The organism is Shewanella hafniensis (assembly GCF_019655335.1).
GTDB lineage: Bacteria > Pseudomonadota > Gammaproteobacteria > Enterobacterales > Shewanellaceae > Shewanella > Shewanella hafniensis.
Window position 1 is genome coordinate 1 of record NZ_BPFD01000085.1, and the last position, 17,648, is coordinate 17,648.

General features: G+C 47.0%; 15 protein-coding genes and 1 riboswitch. Of the genes, 8 read left to right on the plus strand and 7 right to left on the minus strand.

What is annotated here, in order from left to right; translation table 11 throughout:
- Positions 1–29: 29 nt before the first annotated feature.
- Positions 30–944, minus strand: coding sequence for a polyprenyl-phosphate transporter (locus K5Q99_RS18565; protein WP_106649896.1), 915 nt, complete (start codon positions 942–944; stop codon positions 30–32).
- Positions 945–1,168: 224 nt separating this feature from the next.
- Here K5Q99_RS18565 and K5Q99_RS18570 point away from each other — a divergent pair, with 224 nt between their 5' ends.
- Positions 1,169–1,669 carry a hotdog fold domain-containing protein gene (locus K5Q99_RS18570; RefSeq protein WP_006085741.1) on the plus strand — a complete coding sequence of 167 codons (501 nt, stop codon included), beginning with the start codon at positions 1,169–1,171 and terminating at the stop codon, positions 1,667–1,669.
- Positions 1,670–1,929: 260 nt separating this feature from the next.
- On the opposite strand, the gene xapA is transcribed toward K5Q99_RS18570, so the two are convergent.
- Complete coding sequence (xapA, locus tag K5Q99_RS18575) at positions 1,930–2,757, minus strand: xanthosine phosphorylase (RefSeq protein WP_220777733.1); 828 nt, start codon at positions 2,755–2,757, stop codon at positions 1,930–1,932.
- A 135-nt stretch (positions 2,758–2,892) separates the two neighbouring features.
- On the opposite strand from xapA, the gene K5Q99_RS18580 reads away from it, so the two are divergent.
- The 4 genes from K5Q99_RS18580 (at position 2,893) to K5Q99_RS18595 (ending at position 6,178) form a co-directional block, all read left to right on the plus strand.
- Entirely contained in the window at positions 2,893–3,810 is a 918-nt protein-coding gene (locus K5Q99_RS18580) for a LysR family transcriptional regulator (protein ID WP_220777734.1), read from the plus strand.
- Between the two features lie 65 nt (positions 3,811–3,875).
- Positions 3,876–4,313, plus strand: a complete 438-nt coding sequence (locus tag K5Q99_RS18585) for a nucleoside deaminase (protein WP_071938312.1) — start codon at positions 3,876–3,878, stop codon at positions 4,311–4,313.
- Between the two features lie 168 nt (positions 4,314–4,481).
- Entirely contained in the window at positions 4,482–5,687 is a 1,206-nt protein-coding gene (locus K5Q99_RS18590; RefSeq protein ID WP_220777735.1) for a DUF418 domain-containing protein, read from the plus strand.
- Between the two features lie 29 nt (positions 5,688–5,716).
- Positions 5,717–6,178 (plus strand): DUF1294 domain-containing protein, encoded by a 462-nt coding sequence (locus K5Q99_RS18595; protein WP_106649895.1) that lies wholly within the window; start codon positions 5,717–5,719, stop codon positions 6,176–6,178.
- On the opposite strand, the gene K5Q99_RS18600 is transcribed toward K5Q99_RS18595, so the two are convergent.
- Complete coding sequence (locus tag K5Q99_RS18600; RefSeq protein WP_106649894.1) at positions 6,175–6,786, minus strand: TetR/AcrR family transcriptional regulator; 612 nt, start codon at positions 6,784–6,786, stop codon at positions 6,175–6,177. The genes K5Q99_RS18595 and K5Q99_RS18600 overlap by 4 nt on opposite strands.
- Before the next feature lie 280 nt (positions 6,787–7,066).
- On the opposite strand from K5Q99_RS18600, the gene K5Q99_RS18605 reads away from it, so the two are divergent.
- The gene (locus K5Q99_RS18605) at positions 7,067–7,546 is read left to right on the plus strand and encodes an HPP family protein (RefSeq protein ID WP_106649893.1); all 480 of its coding nucleotides are present in this window, start codon (positions 7,067–7,069) and stop codon (positions 7,544–7,546) included.
- Between the two features lie 86 nt (positions 7,547–7,632).
- On the opposite strand, the gene K5Q99_RS18610 is transcribed toward K5Q99_RS18605, so the two are convergent.
- A complete protein-coding gene (locus K5Q99_RS18610; protein WP_106649892.1) occupies positions 7,633–8,982 on the minus strand; it encodes a short-chain fatty acid transporter in 1,350 nt (449 codons plus the stop codon).
- 235 nt (positions 8,983–9,217) lie between these two features.
- On the opposite strand from K5Q99_RS18610, the gene bamJ reads away from it, so the two are divergent.
- Positions 9,218–9,688: a BamJ family beta-barrel-assembly machinery protein gene (gene bamJ, locus K5Q99_RS18615; RefSeq protein ID WP_106649891.1), complete on the plus strand. Its 471-nt coding sequence runs from the start codon at positions 9,218–9,220 to the stop codon at positions 9,686–9,688.
- Positions 9,689–9,793: 105 nt separating this feature from the next.
- Here bamJ and K5Q99_RS18620 read toward each other — a convergent pair whose 3' ends face one another.
- Together K5Q99_RS18620 and K5Q99_RS18625 are read right to left on the minus strand one after the other, a co-directional pair.
- On the minus strand, positions 9,794–12,400 hold the full coding sequence (locus K5Q99_RS18620) for a glycosyl hydrolase family 18 protein (protein ID WP_220777736.1): 2,607 nt from the start codon (positions 12,398–12,400) through the stop codon (positions 9,794–9,796).
- Positions 12,401–12,512: 112 nt separating this feature from the next.
- Positions 12,513–12,601: riboswitch (cyclic di-GMP riboswitch) on the minus strand.
- Between the two features lie 303 nt (positions 12,602–12,904).
- Positions 12,905–13,699 (minus strand): ROK family protein, encoded by a 795-nt coding sequence (locus tag K5Q99_RS18625; protein WP_220777737.1) that lies wholly within the window; start codon positions 13,697–13,699, stop codon positions 12,905–12,907.
- A gap of 407 nt (positions 13,700–14,106) precedes the next feature.
- Between K5Q99_RS18625 and K5Q99_RS18630 the strand changes: the two genes are divergently transcribed.
- A complete protein-coding gene (locus K5Q99_RS18630; protein ID WP_106649888.1) occupies positions 14,107–15,894 on the plus strand; it encodes an aminopeptidase P family protein in 1,788 nt (595 codons plus the stop codon).
- Between the two features lie 176 nt (positions 15,895–16,070).
- Here K5Q99_RS18630 and K5Q99_RS18635 read toward each other — a convergent pair whose 3' ends face one another.
- Positions 16,071–17,336: an HD-GYP domain-containing protein gene (locus K5Q99_RS18635; RefSeq protein ID WP_220777738.1), complete on the minus strand. Its 1,266-nt coding sequence runs from the start codon at positions 17,334–17,336 to the stop codon at positions 16,071–16,073.
- Positions 17,337–17,648 lie beyond the last annotated feature (312 nt).

Here is a 17,648-nt window from a genome sequence, read left to right on the forward strand (position 1 = left end):
ACCTTATACCAAGGATATTAAATAAAGGATTAATCTCTTTTGCCCACTTTCTCTAACCCCCATACCAGTGCAATCGCCGCTAACATACACACAATGGCTAACATCAGTTGCGAAGGTTGACCCGTCACTTGCTCAAAATTAAGCGGCGAAATATTTTGCTCCAGCAAAGGCACTTGCTCGCCGTGGGAGTTGGTCCGCCAAGTTAAGGTTTCTTTCCATGGCCAAATTTTACCTAAGGTGCCTAACATTAATCCGGTTAGAAACACGATAGTGGCATCGTGGTGTTTACGCAGCAGTGCCGACAATAGATGGCTGAATGTCAGTAATCCCATCACAGCGCCAACGGCGAAACAGGCCAAAATATCCAGCTGAATATTTTTAGCCGCAGCTAAAACCACGGGATATAAGCCTAACAATAATAAGATAAAACTGCCTGAAATCCCCGGTAACACCATAGCACAAATCGCAATCGCGCCGCCGAAGAAGATATTCATATAACTGGCTTCTACCGCGACCGGATTTAACACAGTAATCGCCCATGCTGCCAGCACACCTAAGGCAAATAAACCTAAACGTGCCACAGTGAAACCACTCACTTGCTTAAGCATATGCACGACAGAGATAAGAATAAGCCCAAAAAAGAACGACCAAATCGGGATCGGGTGCGTCACCAGTAACCAAGAGATTAACTTAGCAAAGGTAAAAATACTGGTTAGGATCCCCGCCAGCAGACTCACTAAAAAGCCACCATTAATATGGGCAAATGCCCCTTTTATGCCCTGCGACTTGATTACACCCCAAAGGGAAGGATTAATGCGTTTTACACTGTCGAGCAAGGTATCAAGAATACCGGTAATAAACGCTATGGTGCCGCCCGAAACGCCTGGCACCACATCGGCAGCGCCCATGGCCATTCCCTTAAAATACGTCAGCAAATATTTCACTGTGAGTCCTTGTAGTTAAATCAATATGCCATTGCCGTTAAACGACAAATTGGCCGCAATTATACGGTGTTACACTAAAAACCGCGAAATGAAGTTTGCTTAATTATGCCGACTGGTATTTGTTGTTATCCTAATGTTACACTCATCCGACCAGAGCGGTCCAAACCCAACTTGGAACAGGCTCAAGATAACAATCCCCCTTTGCATCATTATTAAGGATGACCATGAGCCAGACTGATTCTTCTAGCACTGCAGAACAAAAACCAAATAAAGTGCTCGCGCTCTACCATAAGACGCGCCGTTATCCCTTCGGCCAAAAACTGTTTTCAATCATGGTGTCACGCATGGCGCCCTATTTTGGCACCATCAAACCACTGATCACTGAATTACGCCTTAATCATTGCGCCTGTTTAATTAAAAAACGCCATGCTGTTCATAATCATATAAAAACTGTGCATGTGATTGCGATTTGTAACGGCCTAGAAATGGCGATGGGCGTGATGGCCGAAGCCTCAATTCCAAAGCATTTACGTTGGATCCCTAAGGGCATGAGTTTGGATTATACCGCTAAAGCGGGCAGCGATATTTTATGTATCGCCGAAGTGACGCCAGAGCAATGGACTCCGGGCGATATGTTGGTTCCCGTTACCGCCTACGACACCCAAGGTGTAGTTGTGGTTAAGGGCCATATCAAGCTGTGGATTTCAGAAAAACCGCAGAAATAAGCGTTTTGCATCGAGCGCTGCGGCTTAATGTCAGCAGCTAAAAAGGGAGCTAAGCTCCCTTTTTAGCCTTCAGCCGTATTTCGTTAAAAAACTCAGATAGCGCAATTGCACGCCGCCTTGCTCGCTCACTTTTAAGTGCGGATTTTTAAATCCGAACTCTTAAATACGAGAGCTTAATTCGACCTGTTAAATACGAGCTTTTAAAATAGCAGCCCTTTATCGCGCCCTATCGTTATACAACAGCCCAGTTAAACCAGATATTAAGCAAAATGGCTGGCGGTAAAACGCTCAATTAAACGGATAAAGTCAGCTTCGGCAAGCTTAGCGGATGTTAAAGTTTGTTCATGGGATAACTGCACGTGCCCCAATCCCTCTGCCATATTGGTAATGGCACACACAGCCAAGACGGGCAAACCACAATGCGCCGCCGAAATAACCTCTGGCACCACAGACATTCCCACTACATCGCCACCGATGATTTGCATCATGCGGATTTCAGCCGCGGTTTCAAAACACGGGCCAGAGTAGGACACAAAGACCCCTTGATTCACTTCAATGCCTTCGGCTTTTGCGACACTTAAGGCTTCTACTCTCAGGTCTTTATCATAAGCATTGGCTAGGCTAAAAAAACGTGGACCGTAACTTTCATCGTTTGCGCCCGTCATGGGCGTACCCGGCATAGTGTTGATGTGATCGCTGAAAATCACTAATGATCCCACGCCGATCCACTCTGGTCGTAATGACCCAGCAGCGTTAGTCACAAGTAACAATTCACAACCTAAGCGTTTGAAAGTACGCACCGGCGTCGTCATCACTTTCATGCTTTGGTGCTCGTAAAAATGTCCGCGGCCTTTCATGCACACTATATCGATGCCATGTAAGCTGCCGAGCACTAGCTCTCCCGAGTGGCCGACGACGGTACTCACGGGAAAGCCGTCTAACTCTTCATAGGGGATCACCACTTTGTTATCTAAATTATCGGCAAATGCGCCAAGCCCTGAGCCCAAAATCATCGCAGCACGGGGAGAGAAGTTCGGTTTACGGGCTCGAATAGTCGCAAGGGCATTAATAACAGGATCATGGCTCATACAAGGTACCTCATAGCAAAGGAGTGAAAGAGTAAACGCCCTCAGTGTAAGCGGGCTTAGAGTTGCAAATAATCGCGATTAATCGCACTATTGTGCTGATAAAAAGGACAATAACTAAAGAGCAGTGAGCCTGAGATGAGCAAGATAAACGCACCAGAACTCGTCACCCTGAAGATGCTGCGGTATTTTCATCGAGTGGCTGAAGTGAAAAACTTTACCGCTGCTGCCGAGCAACTTCATCTATCGAAATCTCCGCTGAGCGCACAAATCAAAGAGTTAGAATCACTCCTTGGCGTTGAGCTGTTCACCCGCAGCACTCGACAAGTGGAGCTCACACCCTATGGCCAATTGTTAAGAGAAAAGTGCGAGCAAATATTCGAGCTGGTGAATACCTCATTGGAGCAAGTGGCTCAGCTTGGGCGACTCGATAGAAACCATATTCGGATTGGCATCATGAGCTCGCTTTTTTGGATGGGATTTGGTGACATACTGAAAAGCTTTCGCAAGCAATGCCCTGAAAATGAGCTGATCTTTCAAAAGTTATCACCTGAAACTCAAAAAGTCGCCTTAGCGCATCAAGAAATCGATTTTGGCCTAGTGCGCTACGCCGACACCTTAAATCTGCCGCACCTCATCGCCGAAACCATCACCAGCGAACCTATGGTGTTAGCGCTGGCAAATAAACATCCCTTAGCCAGACGTAAAAGCATCGACTTGAGTGAACTCAAAGATGAGCCCTTCACCTTACTCAGCCGTGCCAACTCCGCCTCTAGTGATTTGATTATCGCCAGCTGTCAGGCCGCAGGATTTATGCCGAAATTAGTACAGGAAATGGTCGAGCCCAATAGCTTGATGGCCATCATCGCTGGCGATAATAGGGTATCCATAGTGCCGCAAAGTTATGCTTCACAACCTTGGCCTAGGGTAAAGTTTATTAAATTAAAACAAACCATCCCCGCCGATATCTGCCTGATTTATCGACCAGAAATAGCTTCGCAGCCAATTCTCGATAGCCTGAGGGACTTATTGAAGCAACAAATCAAAACCATTTAGATTGTCTCCCAAACGAGTGCTATGCTGAGTTTAATATTCAGGGTTCATATTTTAAGGATATCAAGATGGATGAATTTTTAGCGGCAGCCATTGAAGAAGCCAAACAAGGACTCGCCGAGGGCGGCATCCCCATTGGTTCAGTATTAGTGATAGATGGCAAAATCGTCGGGCGCGGCCACAATAAACGGGTACAAAAAGGCAGTTCAGTACTGCATGCCGAAATGGATTGCCTCGAAAATGCCGGCCGATTTAGTGCCGCCGAGTACCAAAGAGCAACCTTGTATTCCACCCTATCTCCCTGTGACATGTGCAGCGGCGCGGTATTACTTTATGGCATACCTAAAGTCATCGTCGGTGAAAACACCACCTTCCAAGGACCAGAAGCCTATGTTAAATCCCGCGGTGTGGATGTCACTGTGGTCGATAACGCCGAGTGCAAACAACTGATGCACGACTTTATCGCTAGCCATCCCACACTCTGGAACGAAGATATCGGCGAGTAGTGGATCTTCACTCTTCTCAGTCACTTTCTATATTTCACTTGCTATCTTTTTTGTATTTCACTTTTTGTATTGGCTGTATTTCATTGGAGGCTAGTGCCTGCTAGGCTAGCCCTCCCAAATCCCAATGAAAAGTCGAACATGCCTACTAGCGAAAGGAACTCAGCTAACGTGCCAGCCAATTTACCTAAAGACCCTTGGTCAAGAACAAACGCCACGCAGCCAGTCGTCATGGCGATACCCGCACAACGTAATGCCAATCTCGATGCTATTCGCGGCTTAGCCGTGTTGGGGATATTTTTTATGAATATCTATTTTATGGGCATTACTTTTTTTGGCTATGCCCCCCACGAAACGCCGCCGCTGTCGGATCACATAATCAAAGTGTTCAGCAGCTTTTTCATCGAGGCGCGCTTTATCAGTCTGTTTTCCATCTTATTTGGTGTCGGGCTTTTTATTCAATATCAGAGATTTAGCGCCAAAGGCCTAGAAGCATATCCACTTCTACGTTCACGTTTGAAATGGCTAATGGTGTTTGGCCTACTCCACGGCATCATTATCTGGCCAGGTGATATTTTATTAACCTATGGGATCAGCGGATTTTTAGCTTTGTGTTACAAAGATTTAAGTATTGAAGCCCTTAAGCGCAAAGCGAATATTTTTATTTTAAGCGCCTTAGTGATCATCACGCTGATTAGCTTTACGGGCAGCGATGAACCTTTCACTCGAGAATCGAGTCTATTTGCAGAGCAATACGGAGCATGGACCTCAAGCTATGCCGACCAATTGTTCCTGCATTTGATACAAGTGGGTTATATGGCGTTGGTGATCCCTTTTACCATAATGTGGTTTACGGCGGGCTTAATGTTGCTCGGCATGGCCTTGTATCAACAGGGAACTTTTGAGCGGGGGTTTAGCAAGCCACAACTGCTGAAATTAGTGCTCGCCAGTGTGACGGTATCACTACTCGATATCGGTTTAGACTTTAGCAATAATCCTATTCTAGTGACGTTTTCAGATGTGTTGATCATGCTAAGCGCTATTCCAATGGCGCTGATTTACATTCATATTATGGTTAAAGTTTGCCAGAACAATCCTAATAGACTGACTCCATTGCAAAATGTTGGCAAGCTTGCTTTTAGTCTCTATATTCTGCAATCCATCGTTGGCGTGTTAGTGTTTAGACACTTAGCTCCAGAATTGCTATTGAGTCTAGACAGATGGGGATACATGGCCATGGCACTGGTTTATTCAGTAGTGCAATTACTGTTAGCCAGCCTGTACTTACGCTATTTCAAGCAAGGGCCATTGGAAAAACTTTGGCGCCACCTCGCGTTTAAAAAATACGCTGCATCACAAGAACGCCAGCAAGCTTAAAAACACTGACACGAGATTGATACCAGATAATGACGAATTCAAAACCAGCCAAAACGGGCAACAGAGCTTCACCTCAAACTAATCGTGCCCAAAATAGTCGCACTCAAAAGTCCAATACAGCCGCATCAGGTTCAAGCCTTATGCCGCTGTTATTAGTGCTGATTTTTCTTGCTGGCTTAATCGGCGCGGCCCAGCAACATATGTTGCCCTACGGCATTGCGGGCATGTACCTCACACTGAGCCTGCTGACCTTTATCGCCTACGCTATCGATAAATCCGCCGCAAAACGCGGTAAATGGCGCACTAAAGAAAGCACTTTGCATCTGCTCGCCCTCATGGGCGGTTGGCCGGGCGCCCTATTTGCCCAAAACGTATTAAGGCACAAGTCCGTTAAAGCCTCATTTAGAAACGTCTTCTGGCTCACCGTTGTCGCTAACTTAGCCGTTCTGGGTTATGGCATAAAAACCGGCGCCGTAGATATGTTTATCTAAGCATGAGTCGCGGCATCGATTAGCTGCTCAACCACAGATAATGCCAACAGTGCTGACTGAGTGTCGCCCTTTAGTTGGGCCGACACTATCGCGCCCTCTTTGAGTAAACCTATCGCAGCAGCTAGGTATTGGGTCTTAGCTTCAGGCAAGCCCAATGCTGAGACTTGCTGCTCAATTAAACTGGCCACTCGCTGTTTATGCAGGACACAGAGTTGATGTACAGGATGGCTCGGCTCAGTAAATTCAGCGCTGACGTTGATAAAAAAACAGCCGCGAAACTCACACAGCTGCGGCACCTTTTGATTAAACCAATCATCGAGCGCCCTAAATAACCCACAAATGCCCTCTCGTCCCGCTGGTAATGCGTTCACTCGCTCGCTAAGCCATTGATAAAAAATCTCGTCGCGATAGCGCACTACAGCTTCGACTAACTCATCTTTACTGGCAAAGTGGTGGTACAGGGTTTTCTTGGCAATCGCCGATTCCTGCAGGATCTGGTTGATCCCCACTCCATGAACACTTTGAAAATAAAACAATTTAAAGGCGGTCGTGACCAATTGTTGCCGTTTATCCGATGACGCTCCCATCTGAATGTCTGTGCCCTGCATCAACTCATTCCTTATCTTTGGTAAACATTCGTTAGCAAATCTTAGCTAACAAATATGAGTCACACCTTCTCACGAGTAGACAAGTCAGTCTACCCATGAGGAGATGCGCCAAGAGTAGACAGATCGGTCTACATCGAGGGGTTAAATTTGGTTAACAGTGGAATCAAGAGTGAGCACGGGAAATCGCAGCGCGTTAACAGAAACGGTTTGCGTCAGCATTCACGTCCACAATTTATTTTCAAAATAAGGGCTTAACACCAGTCATTAATGGGAGAAAAAGATGCAAAGAATCAGTCAACAGAATCTAAAGATGGCCTTGCTCGCAGGGTGCGGGGCCATGTTGTGTATCAGTAGTTTAGCGGCGCTTGAACAGTTAACACCGCAAACTATTTGGTTAATGGCTCCCTTTGGCGCCACTATGGTGTTGTTGTTTGCCTTACCAGAAAGTCCGCTCGCTCAACCGAAAAACATACTCTGCGGTCACTTACTCACAAGTCTGGTCGGACTAATAATTTTAAATACTTTGGGAGTCTCCCCGCTCACCTTAGGGCTCGCGGTTGGATTAGGTATCGCAGTGATGATGCTAACCCATACAGTGCATCCACCCGCGGGAGCGAATCCTCTGGTCGTTATGCTCACGGCGCAGCACTGGGATTTTCTGTATATGCCCGTCGCCAGTGGTGTGGCGCTCATTCTGGCTTTTGGTTGGCTGTATCACAATTTGCTTTGCCGCCGCCAATATCCAAAAAAATGGTTTTAATTCATCATTAATCGCCAATAAAAAAAGGGCAACCTTAGATTGCCCTTCTTACTCTCTAACATACAGAATCAGCTATCGCTTTATTTTTAAAACCAGCTCAACGCGATACTGATAATCACGCCTGTGATCATCAGCTGCATTAAACAAAATCCCATAATATCCCGCGCTTTTAAGCCTGCAATCGCCAGCACGGGCAATGCCCAGAAAGGCTGAATGAGGTTAGTCCAGGCATCACCCCAAGCTACGGCCATGGCCACCCGAGCAACATCGGCGCCCAAGGCCTGCGCAGCAGGTAACATAATGGGTGCCTGCACGGCCCATTGACCGCCTCCCGATGGCACAAAAATATTTACAATTCCCGCGCTGATAAAGCTCCAAAATGGCAGGCTCTCGGCGCTGGCGATGGCCACAAAACCTTCCGAAATACTTTGGGCTAAACCCGATTGCACCATCACAGCCATAATGCCCGCATAGAAAGGGAATTGGATCACAATCCCTGCGCCGCCCTTAATGGCCTCATTCAAGCTGGTTAATAAACTGCGTGGCGTTTGATGTAAGAGGATAGCGAGAAAAAGGAATAAGAAGTTCACTAAGTTAAGGTTTAAGCTGCCGCCCTGTACCCAAAAGTAATAGCCTAAGTACACAAGCCCAGCGCCACCGACACTCCAGCCGAGTAAGCGGCTATTTTCTAACTTATCCGCAGGACGGCTTTCAGGCTGACGCTCGCTCACATTTTCAGGGTTAAGCGCCGAAACTGCGGGTTCGCTTACTTTATCGTCCAGAGCGCTTGGGTCGACATAAATGCTGTCCTTGTCTTCAGGCAACATAAAACGATTCACTAATGGCATGACCACAAACAAAATCGCCACTAGCAGTAAGTTAAAGCTCGCGAAAATGGTGTCGCTAGTGGGGATAATGCCAATTTGTGCTTCGGAGAAATGCCCCGCAGTTGCTATGGTTAACGGGATAGAACCCGCGAGCCCACCGTGCCAAACCACAAAGCCAGAATAGGCGCTGGCGACCAGCAGCCGATAATCCACTTTCACTTTACGCGCTAAAGCTTTGGCAAATAACGCCCCCACCACTAGCCCAAAACCCCAGTTAATCCAACTGGCGGCCAGTGATACTAAGGTCACTAACATAATGGCTTGCGGTGCCGACTTAGCTAAACCCGCAATCGCATCGAGCAGCTTTTTAATTGGCGGTGAACTTGCCAGCATAAATCCCGCCACCAGCACTAACAACATCTGCATCGAAAAACTCAGCAGGGTCCAAAAGCCATCGCCCCAATAATTAATGACTTCCAGTGGCGTTTTGTGTTCTGCGACCACGGCAGCAATTAACACCACTAAGGTGAGTAAAAGCACGAATATATAGGGATCGGGTAGGAATCGGTCGACGAGTTTGACCAGAGGTTTTGCCGCTTTGTTTAACATAGACTTTCCTTGTTTATTATCTAAATTCTAGTTTTTATCTGTTTTTATTGAATTTTTTATTGAGTCTTAAGCCCACAGGTTAAGCGATCTCTAAAGCGGGATAAAGTCTTGAGGGGGTTTTTAAAGCGTTGAACTGGTAGCACCAGATAGCCAGCCCTACGCACACGCGAGTGCCGATAGCATCTCAAGCTAAAAAACTGATAATATGGCCAAAATTAACTAAGGTGCTCTCTATATGAAAATGTTACTTGCCGTTGCTGTGATTGCTGGGGTGATTTTTTACTTCTTTACCTCAATGAACGGCCAAAAAGCCGCCCAAGAGAATATCCGTTTAGGCAATGAATTTTTAGCGCAAAACAAAACTAAAGAAGGTGTTATCACCACAGCTTCGGGTTTGCAATATCAAGTGTTAACTCAAGGCGATGGCACTGTTCACCCTAAAGCCAGCGATACGGTAACAGTGCATTATCATGGCACTTTGATCGACGGTACTGTGTTCGATAGTTCGGTTGATCGCGGTGAGCCCATCGCATTTCCGCTTAACCGCGTAATTAAAGGTTGGACCGAGGGCGTGCAACTTATGGTCGTTGGCGATAAAGTGCGTTTCTTTATCCCAAGTGAACTCGCCTACGGCAATCGCAGCACGGGCAAAATTGGCGGTGGATCAGTGCTGATTTTTGATGTGGAACTGCTTAAGATTGATTAAATCAGTCTTCAATTAGCCAGTAAGATCACTTAATAAAGAAAAAGCCCTGAATCTTCGCAGGGCTTTTTATCTCTATAACTCAAATAATATTAGTATGTTGAATAATTAAGGACAGCTTGCAGCACCAATATCAACCCATACCGCCGCAACGCCCGGTACATCCCCTTTAGTCCAGTAACTCGCCTTCCATTGACGGCCGTTATAGCTGGTGGTTTGCCCGCCAGTATAGGCGACACCCGCATCCCAACCGAGAGCAACTTGGCTAAGTAGCTGCCATTGATCAGCGGTGCGAGATGGCGTATTGCCCTGCGTCCAGTACTTGGCTTTCCATACCAACTGACTGTGGCTCACAGTATCGCCCGTGTTGTACACCACACTGGTTTGCCAAGCAGGATAGTTACCGGCATTAGGATCGGTTGCATCACAACCACCACCGATCACTTTTGGCGTCACGGTGAGATTCGTCGATGCGCTCGCATCTAAGGCACCATCGGAAACCAGCACGCTCAAACCATAGCTGGTCGCTTCGGTGACATTAGGCCCAGTGACCACTAAGGTGGCACTATTTTGTCCGGTTGCCGACACGCCAGCGGGCACAGTCCAAGCGTAAGTTAAGGCATCACCGTCGGCATCAGAGGCACTCGCCACTATGCTGACAGTTTTACCCGCCTCCACTGTTGCAGTGGCTGCAACACTCACCACAGGTGCTTGGTTCGGAGTATCTGCCTTGTTAGTCACTGTCACTGAATCTGTGGCAGATAGCCCTTCTGGATCAGTCACTTTGAGACTAAAACTATAGGCAACATCAGTTTGCGTTGCAGCCAATTGAATCGCCGCATTCGCCATATCGGCGTTCGCAATGGCAATCGTTGGGCCAGACACTTGCGTCCAAAGATACGTCAGCGCCTCATTTTCAGGATCCCGCGATCCGCTACCATTGAGCGTCACATCGCTCGGGCCTGTGACATTAACATCCGCGCCCGCATTGGCAATCGGCGCTTTATTCACTGGTGGTGTTGTCCCTTCGCCATGGCCTAAACCTTCGTGCATCGCATTAAGAATATCGCCGTTATCGGCATCAATTTCCCATGCAAATAAACCACCTAACTGATTGACAAGCACATATTGGCCTTTGGCTTTAACGGAACGCGCATCATCGAAAGTGATTAAATCACCCGTCGATGCTTTAAACACTGATGCCGCTTCTGCCGTTTCATCATAGCTGTAAGTCCAACCGCTCCCCATGTACTCGTTCACTATCTGGCGATAATCCACCACGCCATCTTCCCATGTGCCTTTCACTTTGCCCGTCGCTGTCCCTGTGAATGGGTTATTGCCCGTATAGCCATTCACGCCTGTCCAGCCGCGGCCGTACATAGCGGCACCAACCACAATTTTCCCTGGGGTTACGCCTTGAGTTAACAGGGCTTTTACACCCTTGTCAGTGGTGTAGCGGGTATCTGGGTCCCAACTCGCCTCATAAAGATTGGTCTGATGACCGAGTTCAGTGTTTGTCCAACCGCCATTAAAGTCGTAACTCATCAAGAAGATGTAATCCATGTACTGCTGCGCAGCTTGGTAGTCGACTTTAGCGATTTTGTCATCACCCGCACTGATTGCCGATGTGAGTTCATAGGTACGACCCGTCTCAGCACTTAACTCATCAAGCATCACGCGCAGTTCACGCATCAGGGTCACATAGGTTTCACCGTCGTTGGTATTACCTAAATTGGGGTTAGCACCACTGCCACCGGGGAATTCCCAGTCAATGTCCACGCCGTCGAAGAATTTCCACGTTTGCAGGAATTCCTTCACCGATGCGACAAAGGTATCGCGCTTAGTTTTATCGCCAAAGAAAAAGAAGGGATCAGATAATGTCCAGCCACCGACCGAAGGTAAAATCTTTAGATCGGGGTGGGCTTGCTTCAGCGCCATCAATTGACCGAAGTTGCCTTTGTAGGGATCAGAGTAGTCACTCACCCCCGCCTGTGGCATTTGGACCGCCGCCCAAGGATCGTGGATAGCGACTTTAAAATCTTCACGGCCACTACAGGCACGTTGCAACGCTTGGAAACTGCCGTCAATTTCTTTCAAGCTATCGTTAATGCCATCACCACCGCAAATAGGGGTAAAGCCATATAAAATATGAGTTAAGTTCTGTGCTGGGATCTTATCGACTGGGAACTTACGGCCGTACACACCCCATTCTACAAAGTAACTGCCGACCACTTTGCCCGACTTGTTAACGTATGGACGATTGTTTTCTTTAAGCGGAGCATTGAGTGGCACTAAATGGCTGCCATCGGTATCGGCCACGAGGATTTCTTTGGCATCGCTCGCCGTACAACCATCGCTGTTACACAGTTGCACTTGCATCTGATAACGGCCGCCTTTGTTCACCTTAAAGTTAGCGGTGCCCGAAGCGCCCGAGGGGCCTTCCCAAGCGACATTACCATTGAGCAGCACTTGGGCTTTGTTGCCCACATCGCCACTCCAGAGGTTCCAGCTAACTGACACATCGGCAGCATCTTTAATGGTTACCAACTGATTGTAAGCCGTAGCGGCTTGATTCACTTCGATAATCGCGAACTTGGTTTCGCCCCAACCTATAGTCGGTTTACCGGGCGCTGCGGCAAATGCATTGGCACTCACGGTAGATGCCAGTGCAGAGGCCACCAGCAAGGCTGATGTTGAAATTTGAGTCTTGAACATGAGATATCCCTATTGAATTTTTTATATGAATCAATAAGGCAAACAAAGCGTAGACAGGAAACAACACTCTTAAGACCATGCAAAACGATTAACGATTGCACGAAGAAAAACCTGTGGTATCCCCGCTATCATAGGTACAGACGAACCCTTAGACCGGAGGCTTTGCGTCCCAGTTTTTCAACTGGTTTGCCTTTTACACACAATGACAACGTTGTCATTGCGATAATCAGCATAGACGTAAGCACAATAAAATTGCAACAAAATATTATCAACTAAGGTAGTGGTCTGATAAGAAAGGCATCAAACACAATTAAGTCAACCCTAATGTTTGCTTTAATAATTAAGGTTTTACTGATTATTTCAACCATAAAAAAACAGGACACGATAAACCAAAGGCATCACAAGTCCTGTTTTCTATTTCACCATTTATGCTGCTAATACAGCTTAAACCGCTAGCACTGAGCCGCTGAACTCTAATAACTCAAAACCATAAGCAAACAGCATCTATGACCTTTGTGCGCGGGGATAATCCCTTGCGAGCATCACAGACAAACCTCGGCACACTAAGGTTTCCATATCATCGACACGATTGATTTTCATCTCAGCTAAGGGCGCGCTTAATGCCATTTGCTTTAAACTTTCGAGGCAACCTTTGTAGTAAGGGGCACTGTTCATCATGTTGCCTGCGAGCCAAATTCGATTGGGATTAAATAAATTAACGGTCCACGCCAACCCCATACCAAGGTAACTGCCCGCACGGTATAAATCATCCTGAGTGGTGATTTTACGGCTGCGCACAGAATCGCCACTGGCGAGTTGCTCTAAGCTAAATTCACCTGATTCTGTCATCACGCGGCAATGCCCCAACTCGCCTGCAACCCCCGTCGCACCGGTAAAGGCTTGCCCATTAAACGCAATCGACATCCCTATCCCTGTACCGCACATGACCAACAACTCACAGGCATATTTGGCATCGCACGTGGCTTGCATACCCGCATCCATATCGTTGCAGATAAACTTAAGCTCACCTTGGGTTTTCACTGTATCGAAGCTCAAGCCATTGAGCCCAGGTAATGATTTACAGGCAACCAAACGATTATTTTGTACCAGTCCAGGTACGCCAATCGCTAATTGATAATCTTGTAAATCGTAATCGCGTTCGAGCGCAGCGATTTGATTATTTAACTCTTCAATTTTAAAACCTTCGCCTGTGGGAATTTTATATTGTTCTGTATGTCCCGCGAGCTGAAGTTCGAACAGGGCTGTCGTACCGCCCACATCTATTGTTAGTATTTGCATCGCTTACTCCACTGATACATGCGCCCCACTCTGACCCCGAGCGGAGATGGCAAATGTTAGCATAGGGTCCAAATGTTAGCGATTGAATAAAACTTAAGTAGCTAATTTGTAAGGAACAAGTCTAAAAAAACATGACTGACATTTTGTTTTGCTCAGGTTTTATGCTAAGAGTCACACAAATATTTTATGCTAAGAGTCACACAAATAAATTAAGGATTTAAAAGCTTAGCTTGCTCATCGCAGTCAGCACAAATTCACGATTGTATACAAAATCCTTTATTCGCTCCCCTTGCATCTCGCGCGTTAGGCTTGCGATAATCCGAGCTGGTTAGAACTCAAATAAACGTATCCTTAGGCAAGCTTTGCCTACCGACTTGCACAGCGTGCCAGTCTCACTTGGAGCCCATATGTCACATTCTATCGCCAGCCGCCTCGACGCTATTCGCAGCGAATTATCTTCTGCCAATCTCGATGCTTTTATCATTCCCCGCGCCGACGAGTATCTGGGCGAATATGTGCCAGAACACAACGAACGTTTGTACTGGGCAACCCACTTTACCGGTTCGGCAGGCATGGCTATCGTATTGAAAGATAAAGCCGCAATATTTACCGATGGCCGTTATACGGTGCAAGTTCGTCTGCAAGTGGATGCTGCACTTTTCAGCTACGAAAGCCTGACAGACACGCCACAAATTGAATGGTTATGTGACACGCTACCAGCGGGGTCACGCGTTGGCTTCGATGCACGCTTGCATACTTTAGCTTGGTTTGAAAATGCCAAAGCGACCTTAAACAAAGCCCAAATCGAATTAGTGGCGGTTGAGCAAAACCCTATCGATTTACATTGGCAGGATCGCCCCGCACCATCGAGTGCGCCAATCACGTTATTCAGTAACGAGAGTGCCGGTAAAACCAGTCTGCAAAAACGCATTGAAATTGGCGCCTTAGTGAAAAAAGCCGGTGCTGATGTCGCGTTGATCGCCGCCTTAGATTCTTTCTGCTGGTTGTTAAATATTCGCGGTAACGATGTGCCGCGTCTGCCCGTTGTGCTCGGCAGTGCCCTACTCCACGCTAATGGCGATATGCAGCTGTTTACCGATTTAAGCAAACTTCCAGAGGGCATTGAGGAGCATGTCGGTGCAGGCGTTAGCTTTAAAAGTGAAGCGTCCCTCGCCGATACGCTGGCGAGTTTATCAGGCGTTAAACTGCTTGCCGATCCAAACTCAGCTAACGCTTGGGCACAAAACCTCGCCCGTGAAGCGGGGGCTAAATTGATTGCTGGCATTGATCCGGTTTCTTTGCCTAAAGCGCAGAAAAATCCCTCAGAACTTGCCGGAATGCGCGCTTGTCACATTCGTGATGGCGTTGCTGTGAGCCGCTTCCTTGCATGGTTAGATGCCGAAGTCGCCGCCAAGCGTATGCACGATGAAGCCACACTTGCCGATAAGTTAGAAAGCTTCCGCCTGCAAGATGAGCGCTATCGCGAGCCAAGTTTCGACACCATTTCTGCAGCGGGCCCCAATGCCGCCATGTGCCATTACAATCACAACAATGGCACACCAGCGATGATGACGATGGATAGCATCTACTTAGTGGATTCTGGCGCGCAATATATCGATGGCACCACAGATGTGACCCGTACTATTGCGATTGGCAAAGTCACTGATGAGCATAAAAAAATGGTCACGCTGGTGCTAAAAGGCCATATCGCGCTGGACCAAGCTCGCTTCCCTAAAGGCACTTCAGGCCAGCAACTCGATGCATTCGCCCGCCAATATTTATGGCAACATGGCTTTGATTACGACCACGGCACAGGCCATGGTGTGGGTCACTTTTTAAGTGTGCACGAGGGTCCACAGCGCATAGGTAAAAATGTCAACGGTATCGCACTGATGCCCGGCATGGTGCTTTCCAACGAGCCGGGTTACTACCGCGCTGAGAGTTTTGGCATTCGCTTAGAAAACTTAGTCGTAGTGCAACACTGTGAAGCACTGAAAGGCGCAGAGCGCGAGATGTATGAGTTCGATGCACTGACTATGATCCCTATGGATGCCCGCCTAATCGATAAGAGCTTGCTAACACAAAGCGAAATTGACTGGTTCAATGCTTACCATCAGCAAGTGTTTAATACACTTTCGCCGCTGATGTCCGGTGATGAACTCGCGTGGTTAACGCAAGTAACTAAAGCGATTTAGAGCTATTTAGCACTCCTGCGGATAAGTAGGATTTAAGTCGTCATTTAAATCAGTTATATGCTACAAAATAAAACGCCCAAGGCTATAAGCCTTGGGCGTTTTTTTAGCGCTGATGCTGTACTTCAAGCCTAGTCTTATTTTATTTCATTTCAAAACACGATTGTAAACATGAGCCGCTAGACCATAGTAGGCTGCGCCATAGGCTGATAAGCATCATCCAGCGATGCCTTAGATAACACTTCAAACTCGTGATGAATTACCATAAAACAATCGACTAACTCAGGATCGAAATGCTTACCTTTACCTTCAATAATTAGGTCGATAGCCTCTTGGTGGCCAAAGGGTCGCTTATAACATCGCGGCGAAGTCAGCGCATCATAGACATCCACCAAGGCTACTATGCGTGCCGAAAGCGGAATATCCTCACCTTTCAACCCTAAGGGGTAACCACTACCATCCCACTTTTCATGGTGACCCGACGCGATATCTTGGCCCATCCGAATAAACGTACATTGGGGCGCATATTCCAACAAACTGCGTAGCACTTGCCCACCAATCACAGGGTGAGCTTTGATCTGCTCAAACTCCTGCGGGGTTAATTTACCCGGTTTGAGTAGAATCGCATCGGCAATACCGACTTTACCTATGTCGTGCAAAATGGCCGATAGACTAATATCTTGAATAAAATCATCGTTTAATTCAGCAGGTGGATTGTCGGCCTGCAACCGCTGCGCCGCGAGCATTTTCGAATACTGCCGCATACGTAGTAAGTGCGCACCCGTTTCGTTATCTCTGTATTCAGCAAGTTTGGCCAACCCTAATACAGTCGCTTGGCGCGAGGCTAAGGTTGAATCGAGTGAATCAGCCAACTTACCTAATAAATAAGTGATGGTTAAGGTCAGCATGGCATTGGTTACAATAAAATTAACTACAACAACGGCCCAAATACCCAAACTGTAACCGCGAATATCGGGCCAGTTTAACCAACCAAAATGATAGGCAAGCCCAATCATTACCAGACTCAACCCATTCAAATATTGGGCATATAAGCTCGCGCGACGGCCTAAAAAAATGCCCACTAATGGCGGAAAGATAAATAACCAGAAGAACCCCGCACCCGATGGACCAATCGCAATCAAAAAACCTACGCCGATAGCAAACGCTAACAAACAGCCACAGCCAAAACGCGTGCTATCAGCAAGCTTAGGAAAATACAGTAAAACCAATAAAAACAAATAAGCCAGCGTATCGAATACCACCATAGACCAAAGATCGGCGATGACACATAAATACACGCTGGTGATATATACGGGCACGCAGAGAAGCGCAAGGAAGCCAAATAGACGTTCAAAAATCAAACGTCGCCAATGGGGCAGTGCCGTTGTCGTCCCCAAGGACGCGGTAGCCATTTTAGCTACGCCACGTCTAAGTGATATCGCCATGGGAAGTTCCTCTTATGTCGCATTCCCGTTGTGAGCTAATGAACCTGATCTAATAAACCTAAGCTAATGAACCTGAGTTTATGAACTAAAAGGTACAAATAAGATGACTGAACTGCAGCAAAGCCAGATAAATCACACATCCAGCAAGCCATAGTTTATTGCCCATTAAAGAATAGACTATGACAAATAAACCGTCCGAATGAATGCCGCGATATGGCAAACGAATCAAGGACATTAGGCCAATGCCACCGCACAGATTTTGCAAATAATATGATGCCTACTTTCTACTCAATATCTGTTAAAACAATAACC